6 protein-coding genes are annotated in these 16,036 nt (G+C 59.9%); 2 read left to right on the forward strand and 4 right to left on the reverse strand.

Annotated elements, in window-relative coordinates:
- The first annotated feature begins 165 nt into the window (after positions 1-165).
- Positions 166-3,207 carry an FAD-binding and (Fe-S)-binding domain-containing protein gene (locus P4L78_RS21465; RefSeq protein ID WP_309330612.1) on the forward strand — a complete coding sequence of 1,014 codons (3,042 nt, stop codon included), beginning with the start codon at positions 166-168 and terminating at the stop codon, positions 3,205-3,207.
- A 151-nt stretch (positions 3,208-3,358) separates the two neighbouring features.
- On the opposite strand, the gene serA is transcribed toward P4L78_RS21465, so the two are convergent.
- Positions 3,359-4,588 carry a phosphoglycerate dehydrogenase gene (gene serA / locus P4L78_RS21470; protein WP_309330614.1) on the reverse strand — a complete coding sequence of 410 codons (1,230 nt, stop codon included), beginning with the start codon at positions 4,586-4,588 and terminating at the stop codon, positions 3,359-3,361.
- Between the two features lie 572 nt (positions 4,589-5,160).
- Here serA and P4L78_RS21475 point away from each other — a divergent pair.
- A complete protein-coding gene (locus P4L78_RS21475; protein WP_309330616.1) occupies positions 5,161-13,878 on the forward strand; it encodes a GH36-type glycosyl hydrolase domain-containing protein in 8,718 nt (2,905 codons plus the stop codon).
- A 33-nt stretch (positions 13,879-13,911) separates the two neighbouring features.
- Here the strand turns inward: P4L78_RS21475 and P4L78_RS21480 are convergent, their stop codons facing one another.
- From P4L78_RS21480 to phhA, 3 genes are all read right to left on the reverse strand, one after another.
- Positions 13,912-14,199 (reverse strand): 4a-hydroxytetrahydrobiopterin dehydratase, encoded by a 288-nt coding sequence (locus P4L78_RS21480; RefSeq protein ID WP_309330618.1) that lies wholly within the window; start codon positions 14,197-14,199, stop codon positions 13,912-13,914.
- 476 nt (positions 14,200-14,675) lie between these two features.
- On the reverse strand, positions 14,676-15,062 hold the full coding sequence (locus tag P4L78_RS21485; protein WP_309330620.1) for a hypothetical protein: 387 nt from the start codon (positions 15,060-15,062) through the stop codon (positions 14,676-14,678).
- 35 nt (positions 15,063-15,097) lie between these two features.
- A complete protein-coding gene (phhA, locus tag P4L78_RS21490) occupies positions 15,098-15,988 on the reverse strand; it encodes a phenylalanine 4-monooxygenase (RefSeq protein WP_309330622.1) in 891 nt (296 codons plus the stop codon).
- Positions 15,989-16,036: the final 48 nt, after the last annotated feature.

The raw sequence follows: 16,036 nt of genomic DNA on the forward strand, positions 1-16,036 counted from the left end.
TGCCAAGAGGCCCAGACGAAGAAGCCCCAAACCATAATCCGGTCTACGATTCAGCCACAACGTGGCAATATGATTCGATTAACGACCAACGTACTTTCGTCCTGCCCAACACCACCGGCCGGTGCCACTTCCTCCCCGGGAATAGCGCCCCTTATGAGAGCACCAATGATCCCCCGTCTCGCCAACCGCCCAATTGCCAATTCGCTCTACCTGGATTTCGTAGCCGAGCTGGGCGTGCGTGGGTTCGAGGGGGAGTTGAGCGCCAGTTATGCCGATCGCACGGTGCAAGCCACCGACAACTCCATCTACCAGGTCTGGCCGCAGGTGGTGGTCACGCCCAAACACACCGATGATCTGATCCGGCTAGTCAAACTCTTAGGCGAGCCACGCTTTCAAAAGCTGGTGATCAGCCCGCGCGGTGGCGGTACCGGCACCAACGGGCAGTCGCTCACCGATGGCGTGGTGGTGGATGTGTCGCGCCATATGAACCGCATTCTGGAAATCAACGCCGCCGAGCGCTGGGTGCGGGTTGAGGCGGGCGTGGTCAAAGACCAGCTCAACGCCGCGCTCAAACCGCACGGATTGTTTTTTGCGCCGGAATTATCCACCTCTAACCGCGCCACCATCGGTGGCATGGTCAATACCGATGCCAGCGGTCAGGGCTCATGCCTGTACGGCAAAACGCGCGATCACGTGCTGGCGCTGGATACCGTGTTGCTGGATGGCACGCTGTGGCATTCCGCCCCAATCAACGATGCTGATCTGGCCGTGGCCAAGCAACGTGCCGACAAGGTGGGCGAGATCCACCGGCTGCTGGATGACATCCAGCACACCCACTCCGATTTGATCCGCGAACGCTTTCCCAAACTTAATCGTTGCCTCACCGGCTACGATCTGGCGCACATTCGCAACGCCGACGGTTTGTTCGATCTGAATGCCATCCTGTGCGGAGCCGAGGGCACGCTGGGTCTGGTCACTGAAATCAAACTCAATGTGCTGCCCATCCCCAAATTCAGCGCCTTGGTGAATGTGCGTTACACCAGTTTTGATGCGGCCTTGCGCGATGCTTCGGCGCTGATGGCGCTGGGGTCATCGTCGATTGAAACGGTGGATTCCAAAGTACTGGGGCTGGCGCGGCAGGATATCGTCTGGCACGGCGTGAGCGAGTTTTTCCCGGACGATGATGTACCCGCGCTGGGCATTAATCTGGTCGAATTTATCGCCGATGCCCAAACCGCATTGCAAGCCAAACTGGCCGAAGTGACCGGCATTTTGCAGCGCGATGGCCGCCAGCATGGCCGTTGCGGCCATACCGTGGCGTTGGGCGATGCGGCGGTCGGGCGGCTGTGGGGCATGCGCAAGAAGTCGGTCGGCTTGCTGGCCAATTTGCAGGGCGATAAACGTCCGATCCCGTTTGTGGAAGACACCGCCGTGCCGCCAGAAAACCTGGCCGATTACATCGCCGAGTTCCGCGCGCTGCTCGATAGCCACGGCGTCATCTACGGCATGTTCGGGCATGTCGATGCCGGCGTGCTGCACGTGCGCCCAGCGCTGGATATGAAAGACCCGGAACAGGAAAAACTGATCCGTACCATTAGCGATGGTGTGGTGGCGCTAACCCGCAAATATCACGGCTTGCTGTGGGGCGAGCACGGTAAAGGCGTGCGCTCGGAATACGCGCCGGAGTTCTTCGGCCCGTTGTATCCGGTGCTGCAACAGATCAAGACGGTGTTCGATCCACATAACCAGCTCAATCCCGGCAAAATCGCTGCGCCGCCGGGGCAGGAATTGTGGAAGATTGATGCCGTGCCCACACGCGGCCAGCATGACCGGGTGATCCCCATCGCCGTGCGGAAAAACTATGATGAGGCAATGCATTGCAACGGCAACGGCGCCTGCTTCAATTTTGATCCGGACGACGCCATGTGCCCTTCCTACAAAGGCACGCGCGACCGGCGGCATTCGCCCAAGGGGCGAGCTTCGCTAATGCGTGAATGGCTGCGGCAAATGACGCTGGCCGGGGTCGATCCGCTGCAGGAAACCACGGCGTTACGCCAGCATGATGGTTGGTCGAATCTGCTGGGGCGGCTCAGGAACACACTGCGTAAACGCCAGGGGCAGAGCGATTTCTCGCACGAAGTGATGGACGCCATGCAGGGTTGCCTGGCGTGTAAATCCTGTGTCGGGCAATGTCCGGTGAAAGTGGATGTGCCGGAGTTCCGTTCAAAATTTCTGGAACTGTATTACGGCCGCTATCTGCGCCCGGCCAAGGATTATCTGGTCGGTTCGCTGGAAACCATGCTGCCGCTGGTGGCGCGCTGGCCCGCTCTGTACAACGGCGTAATCGGCAGTGGCGCCGGTAAAATGGTGATGCAGCGACTGGGCATGGTCCACAGCCCGGCGCTCAGTGGCGTTGATCTAGTCGCAGCGCTGCGTAAGCGCGGTTTTGCCATGGCCATACCGCAGGTTTTACAGACGCTGGATGAGGCCCGCCGCAGCCAGTCGGTGATCATCGTGCAAGACGCCTTCACCAGTTACTTCGAAACCGGTTTGGTGCTGGACCTGTTCGACTTGCTCAAGGCGCTGGGCTTCAACCCCTTGCTCGCACCATTCAAGGCCAACGGCAAACCGCTGCATGTACATGGTTTTCTGGGGCGCTTTGGGCAGGTGGCCGCGCGTAATGCCGCCAGCTTGCAGGCACTGGCCGCGACCGGGATTCCTTTGGTGGGGCTGGAACCCTCCATGACGCTGACCTACCGCGCCGAATACGCCAAAACGCTGGGCAAAGACGCCGCGCCGACGGTGCATCTGTTGCAAGAGTGGCTGGTGCGGCGGCTGGATCAACTACCACAAAACACGGTGGCGGCAGAGCGTAGCTACACTCTGCTGCCGCATTGCACTGAAAAAACCAATGCCCCCGCAGTATCCAGCGACTGGCAGAAGTTGTTTGCGCGTTTTGGCGTCACCCTGAAAACCCAACCAGTGGGTTGTTGCGGTATGGCCGGAACATATGGTCACGAGGCAGAACATCGGCCGATGTCCGAACAGATCTACGGGTTGAGCTGGGCACCGGTGATTGCTGCCGCCGAGACGCCAGAAACGCTGCTGGCGACGGGGTATTCCTGCCGCTGCCAGGTGAAGCTGATTGATGGGGTGCAGTTGCGACACCCCTTGCAGGCGTTGTTGCAGGCGGTGCGAAGCGCATAGGGTGCAATACCCCAACGGGGGGCATTGCACCAATCAAAGCGGCCGGCGTGATCGCCATTATTGGCCCCTTTGAACGGTGGGTTACGCCGTTCCGGCTAACCCACCCTACATTGGCGATGCAGCCCGGGTGGGGCGGGTTGCATCCGCCCTATTAGAACAACACGCGGCAACGAATCGTCCCCGGAATGCTGCTGAGCTTCTTCAACACCTCGTCGGTGTACCCCGAATCAATATCGATCACCACATAACCAATCTCGCTATTGGTTTGCAGGTACTGCGCGGCAATGTTGATCTGGCTGGCGGAAAACACGTTGTTCACCGCGCTCATCACGCCTGGCACGTTCTGGTGCACGTGCAGCACGCGGCGTTTGCTGGCTTGTGCGGGCAGGGCGACTTCCGGGAAGTTGACCGACGACGTGGTGGTGCCGTTGTCGCTGTACTTGATGAGCTTTTCGGCCACTTCCACGCCGATATTGGCTTGCGCTTCTACCGTGGAACCGCCGATATGCGGAGTCAGGATCACGTTGTCGAATGCGCGTAGCGGTGAGGCGAATTCTTCGTGGTTGTCTTTCGGTTCTACCGGGAACACATCGATGGCCGCACCAGCCAGATGCTTTTTATCCAGCGCCGCTGCCAGCGCTTCGATATCCACCACCGTACCGCGAGCAGCGTTGATCAGCACTGCACCGGGCTTCATGGCAGCAATCTGTTCCGCGCCCATCAGGTTTTTGGTGGAGGCTGTTTCCGGCACATGCAACGTGACGATGTCCGACTGGCCCAGCAAGGTATGCAGGCTGGCGATCTGCTGCGCATTACCCAGGGGCAATTTGGAGGCAGTGTCGTAGAACGATACGCGCATGCCCAGGGCCTCTGCCAGTACGGACAATTGCGAGCCAATCGCCCCGTAACCGACGATACCCAGATGCTTGCCGCGCACTTCGTACGAAGCACTGGCCGATTTAATCCAGCCGCCACGATGGCAACTGGCGTTTTTCTCCGGCACGCCGCGCAGCAACAAGATGGCCTCGGCCAGCACCAGCTCTGCCACCGAACGGGTATTGGAATACGGCGCGTTGAACACCACCACGCCTTGGCCTAACGCCGCATGCAGATCAACCTGGTTGGTGCCGATGCAGAAACAACCCACGGCCACCAGTTTGCTGGCCTCGGCCAGTACATCGGGCGTGAGCTGGGTGCGCGAGCGGATGCCGACAAAATGCGCATCGGCAATCTTGCGTTTGAGCTCATCCGGTGCCAGCGCGCCAGGCAGTGCCTCGATATTGGAATAACCGGCGGCATGAAAGGCATCAATGGCGCTTTGGTGCACGCCTTCCAGCAACAGAATGCGGATCTTGTCTTTCTCGAGGGAGGTTTTGCTCATCGGGTATCACCTTGGTTTGGCAAAAAGTGCACTACACAGATTACAAGAATAGCTGTTTTGCGATGGACACGATCCGGCTAGCGCAAGTTGCAGACTCTGGATGGGGAATATTTTTGTGCGACTGCAGCAAAGTAGGAGTCCACTGACGCACAAGAGTTGCACGTCTGACAGACGCCTGGCAAACCACATCGCAAACTGGTCCGCAGTGCCTGGTGAAAATTGCCCCTGACAACCGGGATAGGCGTATGGTGAGCGGACCACACACAGCTTTCGTTTTGCGCATGCTCAACCTCTGAGACCAGGCAAATTGAAGGTTTTCCCCGCCCCGCTTGTTCCAGAGCCATGAGCATCGCTTCACCGCTCGCCAGTCACAGTTCGTACCAGTCTTAGTACTCATAAATCACAACCGCAACGCGGCACGAAAGCAGTTTTCGCTAACCGGCAAGCCACAGCTTTGTGGCCATGCCGGTCTGGTTTTGTGCGCTGCGTGCGGTGTTCAGCTTCTGAATCGCTTGCCAACACCGGTGAGGCTTGCCAGTGCATGTTGGCGTATCAGCAAGGAGGCATGCATCTTGGCACTCACCGGTCACTCTGTTTTCCGCCAGTCTGGCAAAATTCTGGGCAAATCTTCTCCGCGCTACGACGAAGACAGCCTGCGCGACTACGCTGCCACCGAGGCGCCATTGCGGGCCGAGTTGTTCAGCGCCGACCAGATGGAGCGCCACGGCAGAACGCTTGGCGCATCGCACAAAATTGGCGAAGGTTACCCGGCCGATAAATTGCTGGCCCGTCTGGCCGAGAACGAAGCCATTCTGATTGATGCGTGCCGCATTCTCACCACCACCACCAATACCAGCCGGTTAACCCCGGCGGGTGAGTGGTTGCTGGATAACTTCTACCTGATCGAAGAGCAAATCCGTACGGCCAAACGCCACTTCCCCAAGGGCTATGGTCGGGGCTTGCCGCGACTGGCGGGTGGTGAATCGGCCGGGCAACCGCGGGTGTACGAGATTGCGCTGGAAGCCATTGCCCACGGCGATGGTCGCTGGGACCCGGAAAGCTTGAGCCGTTACGTGGCCGCGTATCAACAGGCTTCTGAGTTAACCCTGGGCGAGTTGTGGGCGATTCCGATCATGCTGCGGCTGGCGCTGATCGAAAATCTGCGCCGGGTCAGTGCCAGCATTGCTACCGGCAGCGCCGACCGCAATCTGGCCGACGACTGGGCCGGCAAGATGATCAACGCCGCCGAAGAAGACCCCAAAAGTCTGATTTTGCTGATCGCCGACATGGCCCGTTCAGATCCGCCAATGGGGCCGACTTTTGTGGCCGAACTGGCGCGGCGGCTGCAAGGCCAGGGCGCGGCGCTGGCTTTACCGCTGACCTGGATGGAACAACTGCTGGCTGAACAAGGCCAGACCATTGAACAAATGGTGCTGGCCGAGAACCGCCAACAAGCCGCCAATCAACTTTCGATCAGCAACAGTATTTCCAGCCTGCGCTTGCTGGGCGCCACCAACTGGCGCGAGTTTGTCGAAACCTTGAGCGTGGTTGAGCAGACCTTGCTCAATGATCCGGCGGGCATGTATGGCCACATGGATTTCGCCACCCGTGACGATTACCGCCACACCATAGAGCGCACCGCGCGGCGCGCCCGCATGCCGGAAAGTGCCGTCGCCCGTCGCGCCATTGGTCTGGCTGCAGCGGCCACCAGCGATGGGCCGATGATTGATTCGCCCATCCATGTAGATCGCCACGCGCACGTCGGCTTTTACCTGACCGGGCGCGGGCTGTATCAACTGGAACGCGATTGCCAGGCGCGTTTGTCGCTGGGCCTGCAATTTAAGCGCTGGTTCCTGCGCGCGCCGGTTAGCCGGTACGTCGGGCCGATCACGCTCATTACCTGGGCGTTGACCGGCGCCATGCTGCTGCGGGCACACTCCGCTGGAGTGCATAACTGGTGGATGCTGGCGTTGCTCGGCGGCGCGCTACTGGCCAGCTTGAGCCAGTTGGCGGTGGCGCTGGTTAATTTGCTGGCAACCAATATTGCGATCCCGCGCTTTTTGCCGCGCCTGGATTACAGCAAAGGTATTCCGCCGGAATTGCGCACGCTGGTCGTCGTGCCCGCCATGCTTGGCAGCGCCGCTGGCGTGCAGTCGCTGGTTGATGATCTGGAAGTGCGCTTTCTGGGTAATCGTGATCCCAATTTGCATTTTGCCTTGCTGACCGACTTCACCGATGCCGCCAGCGAGACCCTGCCCGAAGACGCCGCCTTGCTGGCGCTGGCGACCGCGCATATCAATGATCTCAACAGCCAGTATCCCAACCAGCGCGGTGACACGTTCTTTCTGTTTCACCGCCCGCGCCGCTGGAATGCCAGCGAAGGTGCGTGGATGGGTTACGAGCGCAAACGCGGCAAGCTGGCGGCGCTCAACGCCTTGTTGCTGGAAGGCAAAGCGGACGAATTCTCGTTGGTGGTCGGCCATACCGGCGTGCTGTCCAACGTCAAATATGTCATTACGCTGGATACCGATACCCAATTGCCACGTGACGCCGCCCGCCAGTTCATCGGCACCATGGCGCACCCGCTCAATCACCCGCGCTTTGACGAAAAACGCCAGCGCGTGGTCGAGGGCTACGGCATTTTGCAGCCGCGCGTGGCCGAAAGCCTACCCGCCAATGGCCCCAGCCGTTATGCCCGCCTGAGCGGTAGCGAACCGGGCATTGACCCGTATACCCGCACGGTTTCGGACGTGTATCAAGATCTGTTTGGTGAAGGCTCGTTTATTGGTAAAGGCATCTACGACGTTGCCACCTTCGAGCAATCGCTGGCCGGACGTTTTCCGGAAAACCGCATTCTCAGCCACGATTTGCTGGAAGGCTGCTACGCCAGGTCCGGCCTGCTGAGCGATGTGGCGCTGTATGAATCATCCCCTTCCAGTTACCTGAGTGACATGCGTCGGCGCAGTCGCTGGATTCGCGGCGACTGGCAGCTGGCCAGTTGGCTGTGGCCCAGAGTTCGTCAGGCCGACGGCGTACGCAGCAAGAACCCGCTAACCAGTTTGTCGCGCTGGAAGCTGCTGGATAATCTGCGCCGCAGCCTGGTGCCGCTGGCTTTGCTGGTGCTGATCGGATTGGGTGCCACGGTTTTGCCGTTGCCACGCATCTGGCTAGGTACGGTGCTGCTGGTGTTGTGGGCTCCGGCGGTCCTCTCCGCGTTGATTGATCTGATTCGCAAACCCGGCGAGATTACCTGGCGCCAGCATCTGTTTACCAATAGCCATCTGATCTGGACTCAAGCCACCCAACTGGCGCTGCGCTTGGCCACCTTGCCGCATGAAGCCGCCGTGAACACCACCGCCGTGGTGCGTACCCTGTGGCGGGTGCATGTCTCGCGCAAGCATTTACTGGAATGGTCCACCGCTGAAAGCGTCAGCAATGCGGCTAAATATGATCTGGTGACCTTTGCCCGTGCCATGTGGATGGGGCCGGCGCTGGCCATTGTCATCGCCGTCAGCGCGCCCATTATTGACGTCAGCTGGCTGTTGTTTGCCGCCTTGCTGGCCGGTTTGTGGCTGGTTTCACCGTTGCTGGCCTGGTGGATCAGCCAGCCGCCGCAGCCATTCGCCACCGAACTGGATGCCGAACAAACGCGCCTGCTGCACCGGACTGCCCGCAAAACCTGGTTGTTCTTCGAGACCTTTGTGGTGGCGGGCGAGCATTGGCTGCCGCCGGATAACTTCCAGGAAGTACCGACCGGCATCATCGCCCACCGGACGTCGCCCACCAATATCGGGCTGGCGCTGCTGGCCAATCTCACCGCCTACGACTTTGGCTATTTGCCGTGCGGTTCGTTGCTGGAACGCACCACCAATACGCTTAACGCCATGTTGACGCTGGAACGCTATCGCGGCCATCTGTACAACTGGTACGACACCCGCACCATGCAACCACTGGCACCGCGTTACGTTTCCACTGTCGATAGTGGCAATCTGGCCGGACACTTGCTGACCCTGCGTCAAGGGTTGCTGGCGCTGCCCGACGAACCGGTAGTGCATCCACGCTTGTGGCGTGGCTTGAGCGATGGCCTGGGGCTGGTCACCATCCATTGGGAGGGCGATCCACCGGCTGTGTTGACGTCCATGCAAGGCGTGATCGCCAGTGCGCTGGTCACTCCGCCATCCAGTCCTGCTGCGGTGTACAAGGTCATCGCCGCGCTGACCGGCCAGACGGATCAGTTGTGCTCGCTGATTGCGGATGTCCCGGAGACTGTAGACCTGCAACGCGCGGCGGCTTCGTTGCAACGGCAGTGTTTCAGCACGCTGAACGACATCAAATCGCTGATGCCATGGGTCACCTGGAGTGACGCGGAAATTGCCGCAGTGCCGCTGCTGGCAACCATGCCATTGCTCCGCGATATTCCGGGCTTTGGCGCATTGGCGGTGGACGAGTGGGGCATGGCGACACCATTGGCCGCTCAAGTCATTGAAGCCAGTCGCCAGGCGCGGGATCGACTGGCGTTGATGAATGCGCTGGCGGTCCAGGCACTGGGTCTGGCGCAAATGGATTACGGCTTTTTGTACGATCCGTCCGTGCATTTGCTGGCGGTGGGTTACAACGTGGATGATAACCGCCGCGATAGCGGTCGCTACGATTTGCTGACCTCGGAAAATCGCTTATGCAACTTTGTGGCGATTGCCCAGGGGCAGTTGCCGCAAGAAAGCTGGTTCGCACTCGGGCGCCTGTTAACGCTGGTGGATAACCAGCCGGTGATGGTGTCGTGGAGCGGCTCGATGTTCGAGTATCTGATGCCGATGCTGGTCATGCCTGGGTATCCGGAAACGCTGCTCGATACCACGTGCCGTGCGGCCGTGCGGGCGCAGATTGAATACGGCAAACAGTGTGGCGTGCCGTGGGGGATTTCTGAATCCGGCTACAACACCACCGATGCCCACCTCAATTATCAATATCGCGCGTTTGGCGTGCCTGGTTTGGGGCTCAAACGCGGGCTCGTCGACGATTTGGTGATCGCGCCATATGCCACCGTGATGGCGCTGATGGTGGCACCACAAGCGGCCTGCCAGAACCTGCAAAAGCTGTCGGCGATGGGCGCGGAAGGTGCATTTGGCTATTACGAAGCCATTGATTACACCGCCTCGCGTTTGCCGCGCGGTCAGCGTAGCGCGCTGGTGCGCTCGTTTATGGCGCATCACCAGGGCATGAGTTTTCTGTCATTGTCATATGCGCTGCTGGGTCAACCCATGCTGCGGCGCTTTGCGGCCGATGCGCAATGCCAGGCCACCATGCTGCTGTTGCAAGAACGCGTGCCGAAAACCATAGCGGTGTATGCCCGCGCCGGCCAGTTTGCCAACAGCACGGTTTCGGCCGAAACTGGAGAAGCGTCGATTCGCGAATACGACCGGCCCGACACGCCGATGCCGGAGGTGCAGCTGTTGTCCAACAGCCGTTACCACGTCATGGTCAACAACGCCGGGAGTGGCTACAGCCGCTGGAAAGGCATGGCGGTCACCCGCTGGCAGGAAGACCCGACCTTCGATCAACTGGGCGTGTTTTGCTATCTGCGTGATCTGGAAAGTGGCTTGTTCTGGTCGGCCACAGCCCGCCCATGCGGCATGCTGGGCGAACACTTCAAAGCGATTTTCTCCGAAGCCCACGCTGAATTTCATCGCCACGATCAACGCTACGATGTGCATAGCGAAATCGTGGTTTCGCCGGAAGACGATATTGAACTGCGGCGCATGCGCATCACCAACCGTTCGCGTCGCAAACGCGTGCTGGAAGTGACCAGCTACGCCGAAGTAGTGATCGCCCCGGCCAATGCAGACAACGCGCATCCGGCTTTCAGCAAGTTGTTTGTGGAAAGCGAAATCCTGCCCGAACAACAAGCCATTCTGTGCAGCCGCCGCCCGCGCGAACAACACGAACCGCGGCCATTTTTACTGCATTTGATGGCAGTGCATGGCGCGGATGTCGATCAGTTCTCTTGCGAAACCGATCGCTCGCGCTTTATCGGGCGCGGTAACACCTTGGCGGCCCCGACTGCGCTGACGGCGACCGGCAATCTATCCAATACCCAAGGCGCCGTGCTGGACCCGATTGTCTCGGTGCGACACCACATTACGCTGGAGCCCGAAGCCACCGTCACGCTGGATCTGGTGTTGGGGATGTCCGATACCCGCGAAGGCGCCTTGGGCCTGATCGAAAAATACCGGGATCGCCGCCTGGCTGACCGGGTGTTTGAACTGGCGTGGACCCATAACCTGGTGCTGCTGCGGCAAATCAACGCCAATGAAGCCGACGGCCAGTTGTATGGGCGCATGGCCGGTGCCGTGCTGTACGCCAATGCAGCGCAACGTGCCGAAGTCACCGTGTTGATGAACAACCGGCGCGGCCAGTCCGGGTTGTGGGGTTATGCCATCTCCGGCGATCTGCCGATCGTGCTGTTGCGCATTGCTGATCCGGGCCGTATCGAACTGGTGCGGCAACTGGTGCAGGCTCACGCTTACTGGCGGCTGAAAGGGCTGGCCGTGGATCTGGTGATTCTGAACGAAGACCACGCCGGTTATCGCCAGCAATTGCAGGAACAGATCATGGGGCTGATCTCTGCCGGGATCGAAGCCAATATTGCCGATCGCCCGGGCGGCGTGTTTGTGCGCAATGGGGAGCAAATGTCGCCCGAAGACCGTACGCTGTTGCAATCGGTGGCGCGCATCATCATCACCGATAGTCGCGGCAGTTTGCAGGATCAAGTAACCCGCCGTGGCGCCTTGCTGGCCACACCTCCGGCCTTGCTGGCAGGCCCGGTTAGTAGCGACAGCGCCGGGCAAACCCCGTCGCGGCGCGGCACCAGCGATCTGGCCATTTTTAACGGCACCGGTGGCTTTGCCGCAGACGGGCGTGAGTATGTGATTGTCACCAATGGCAACCAGCGCACGCCCGCGCCATGGTGCAATATTCTGGCCAATGCCGATTTCGGCACGGTGATCTCGGAAAGCGGCTCGGCTTATACCTGGCGTGGCAACGCCCATGAATTCCGGTTAACGCCCTGGTATAACGACCCGGTCCAGGACACCGGCGGCGAAGCGTTCTACCTGCGGGATGAAGAAACCGGCAAGGTCTGGTCGCCCGCGCCATTGCCGTGCCGCGGTACCGGTGAATACATCACCCGCCATGGCTTTGGCTACAGCGTGTTCGAGCATGAAGAAAACGGCATCCGCAGCGAATTGACGATCTTTGTGGCGCTCAATGCCCCGGTCAAGTTCTCCAGGTTGCGGGTGAGCAATGTATCTGGCCGCACCCGCAAACTCTCGGCCACCGGTTACGTGGAATGGGTGCTGGGCGATCTGCGCCCAAAAACCGCACCCTATGTAGTGACCGAAATCGCCGCCGATAACGGAGCGCTGCTGGCCCGCAACAGCTACAGCAGTAGTTCGGGTACCCAGGTCGCTTTCTTTGATGTGGATGACCCGCTGCGCGAGGTGACCTGCGACCGGCGTGAATTTATTGGACGCAATGGCTCGCATGCTCGTCCTGCTGCGCTGGAACGCATCCGGTTGTCGGGCAAGGTCGGTGCAGCGCTGGACCCTTGCGGCGCGATCCAGGTCCCTTTCGGGCTGGTGGATGGTCAGGAGCGCGAAATCACCTTCCGCCTGGGCGCGGGGCGCGATCTGAACGAGGCCACCGAGCTGGTTCAGCGCTTGCGTGGTGCCACTGTGGCCGCCGATACCCTGGATGCAGTGCACGAATACTGGCGCCACACGTTGGGCGCGGTGCAAGTGCAAACGCCAGATCCGGCCATCAATTTGCTGGCCAATGGCTGGCTGGTTTATCAGGTACTTGCATGCCGCTTGTGGGGCCGTAGCGGGTATTACCAGTCCGGCGGCGCCTATGGATTCCGTGACCAGATTCAGGACACCATGGCGCTGGTGCATGCTGAACCGCAGCGCATGCGCGAGCATCTGATCCTGTGCGCCAGCCGCCAGTTTGCCGAAGGCGATGTGCAGCACTGGTGGCATCCACCCACCGGTGCGGGCGTGCGCACGCGCTGTTCGGATGACTATCTGTGGTTGCCCATGGCGCTGTGCCGGTATATCGAGGTGACCGGTGATATCGGCGTGCTCGATGAAAAAGCTCCCTATCTGCAAGGCCGTTTGCTGAATCCCGACGAAGAATCCTGGTACGACCAGCCGGGCGTGAGCGATCTGCACGAAACCTTGTACCAACATGGCGTTCGGGCCGTTCTGCACGGCTTGCGCTTTGGCCCGCATGATCTGCCATTGATGGGATCGGGCGACTGGAACGACGGCATGAATCTGGTCGGTGACAAAGGCGTGGGCGAGAGCGTCTGGCTGGGCTTTTTCTTGTACGAAGTGCTCAATCAATACGGCGCGCTAGCGCGGCGGCATGGCGATATCGGCTTTGCCGAACGTTGCGCCAATGAGGCGGAACAACTGCAGCGCTCGCTGGAAACGCATGCCTGGGACGGCAACTGGTATCGCCGCGCCTGGTTTGACGACGGCACGCTGCTGGGCACGGTCACCAACGATGAATGCCGCATCGATTCGATCGCGCAAAGCTGGTCGGTCCTGTCGGGCGCGGCCGGCAGCGAGCGGGCGCAGCGGGCTATGCAGTCGCTAGACGAAAACCTGGTCCGCCGCGAAGACAAGCTGATCCAGTTGCTGGAACCACCATTCGACAAAGGCACGCTGGAACCGGGCTATATCAAAGGCTACGTGCCAGGCGTGCGCGAAAACGGCGGCCAGTACACCCACGCCGCAGTCTGGGCGACCATGGCGTTTGCCCACCTGGGCGACGCCAAACGCGCTTGGGAGTTGATGGGCCTGATCAACCCGGTAAACCACGCACGCAATGCGGCGGAGGTGGCGAAATACAAGGTCGAACCGTATGTTGCCGCTGCCGATGTCTACGGCGTGGCGCCACATACCGGGCGCGGTGGCTGGACCTGGTACACCGGCTCGGCCGGTTGGATGTACCGGCTGGTAGTGGAGTCGTTGCTTGGCCTGCGCCGCGAGGGCGATACCTTGCGGCTGGTGCCCTGCTTGCCAGACGGTTGGCCGGGTTTTGATATGGACTACCGCTTTGGCGAGACCACCTACCGCATCAGCGTGCTACGCGGCGACTCTGCCGTACTGATGCTGGATGGCGTGCGACAAGAGGGCGACGCGCTGCAGTTGGTGGATGACCGGCGCGAGCACAAAGTACAGGTGCAGGTGGTGAGTATCACCGCAGATGCTGGCGTGGCACCGTCGTAGCCCGGCGCGGTACCCGGGCAGCGAGGTTTTGGATTAAACCAGGCTATCCATGAACCGGGCCATTTCCACATCCAGTGCCGACAAGCCGTTGGCATCGTGCGTGGTGAGGGTGACTTCTACGCGGTTGTAGACATTGAACCACTCCGGGTGGTGGTTCATCTGCTCGGCTTTGAGGGCGACCCGGCTCATGAAGCCAAAGGCGGCGTTGAAGTCTTTGAAGTTGAACTTGCGGGTGATGGCGTCGCGGTTGGCGACGGTTTGCCAGTCGGGCAGGGATTGCAGGGCCGTGGTGCGTTCGTCGGGGGTGAGTTGTTTGGTCATGGTGATGTGGGCTCCTTGTAATACCTAAGTGTATTAGTGCCTGCGGCACGGCGTTAAAGGCATTAGATACCCCGGTGGTGACCGGGAGCACGACACCTTTCTTTGCGTCGCCAAAGAAAGGTGTCCCAAAGAAAAGCGACCCCGAGCCGTCGCCCGGTTTGCAACCGGGTACCCTGCGCTATGCAAGATTGCCCCGGCGGGTGACGAACTAGCCCGTAAACGGGCGTCGGACAAGCGTCACCCGAAACCCCGGGCCAATCGTGCTTCGCTTGGCGCCTATCAGGGGAGGAAACGCACCCCGTCTGTTGGCCAGCGATTGCGATTCAACTCTTGCCTGCTTTTGCCCGCCACCATTTCGTCAGTCCCAACCTCGGCGGTCCCCTTGACGGGAATCCTGTCGGGTCGCCTAGGCTGCCATAGTGAACGTAGCCGCTGGATTCCCGCCTTCGCGGGAATGACGGTGTAATTGGTATGCGCTAAGTTGTTGCTGTTGCTGTTGCTGTTGCTGTTGCTGTTGCTGTTGCTGTTGCTGTTGCTGTTGCTGTTGCTGTTGCTGTTGCTGTTGCTGTTGCTGTTGCTGTTGCTAATGTTATGCCGCAAACCACGCCGACCGAGAGTCGTAGACCCAGGTTCCGACCGACCGAGGGAACGACAGAGCCGCGCAAAGAATCCTGGCCAACAAACGGTTTGCTTTGGCTTTTGACTTCGGGCCCCCTTGCGGCAGCGGGGTCGCGTTTTCTTTGGTTTCTTTCTTTTGGCGACGCAAAAGAGAGAAACGTGCTCCCCGGCACCCCGGGGTATCGAATGCCTTTAAAACCCGTGCCGAAGGCACTAACAAAAAAAGCTTTTGAAGCCGTAGCCATCCCAGCATGGTGGGTTGCTCCCACCCAACACCCAATCACGCATCCTCCGTCAACGCCCACCCCTCACCCGTCCCCCGATGAATCACCAAATCCCCATCCAGCACATCCCCAGCCGGGATCTCGTCTTTGTTGGCGATCTCTTCGTAATACGGCGTGAAATCCGGCTCGGTCGCTTTGAACAACTGCTCAAAATTATCGATCACAAAGTAGGTTTTCTGAAACGAATCATAGCGATACCGCGTTTTCATGATCCGCAGCAGATCGAACCCCAACCGGTTGGGGCTGTCGCTCTCCAGCGCGTACATAGACTCGGAGCCACTCGACAATATCCCCGCGCCATAAATGCGTAAACCGGCGGGGGTGTTGATCAGGCCAAACTCCACGGTAAACCAGTACAGCCGCGCCAGCATATCCAGCGAGCCCAGCGCCTGGGCCTTCACGCCGCCCTTGCCATAGGCCTGCACGTAATCGGCAAACACCGGGTTCATCAGCAATGGCACGTGGCCAAACAGGTCATGGAAGATGTCCGGTTCTTGCAGGTAATCCAGATTCTGCGGTTCGCGAATCCACCAGGTCACCGGAAAGCGCCGGTTAGCCAGGTGTTCAAAGAAAATATCGCCCGGAATCAGGCCGTGCACTGCCACCAACTGCCAGCCGGTCGCCTGCATCAGGTGTTGATTGAGTTGTTTGAAGTCGGGGATGCGTAACGGATCAACCTCCAACTGTTGGATGCCGTCCATGAACTCATCACAGGCGCGGCAAGGCAGCAGCGCAAGCTGACGGGCATACAGCTTGGCCCAAGTGGCGTGGTCTTCTTCGGTGTAGCGTTCCAGCGGCTGGCGCATGGTGTAGTCGGCCGCGTGCGTGAGCCCGGCGTTTTTACGCATGGTCACGTCGGGGGCGACGAATTCTTCGGTGTTGTCCATGAGCGGCTCCTGCGAGGCATGTGCATCTATGCATACAGTCTAAGTCGG

The organism is Silvimonas sp. (assembly GCF_031291215.1).
In the GTDB taxonomy this organism is placed as follows: Bacteria; Pseudomonadota; Gammaproteobacteria; order Burkholderiales; family Chitinibacteraceae; genus Silvimonas; species Silvimonas soli.

Bases quoted from the DNA above. Each gene is read 5' to 3' on its own strand.
- P4L78_RS21465 (WP_309330612.1), top strand. From the start codon at position 166: ATGATCCCCCGTCTCGCCAACCGCCCAATTGCCAATTCGCTCTACCTG.
- serA (WP_309330614.1), bottom strand. From the start codon at position 4,588: ATGAGCAAAACCTCCCTCGAGAAAGACAAGATCCGCATTCTGTTGCTG.
- P4L78_RS21480 (WP_309330618.1), bottom strand. From the start codon at position 14,199: ATGACCAAACAACTCACCCCCGACGAACGCACCACGGCCCTGCAATCC.
- P4L78_RS21485 (WP_309330620.1), bottom strand. From the start codon at position 15,062: ATGGCTACGGCTTCAAAAGCTTTTTTTGTTAGTGCCTTCGGCACGGGT.
- phhA (WP_309330622.1), bottom strand. From the start codon at position 15,988: ATGGACAACACCGAAGAATTCGTCGCCCCCGACGTGACCATGCGTAAA.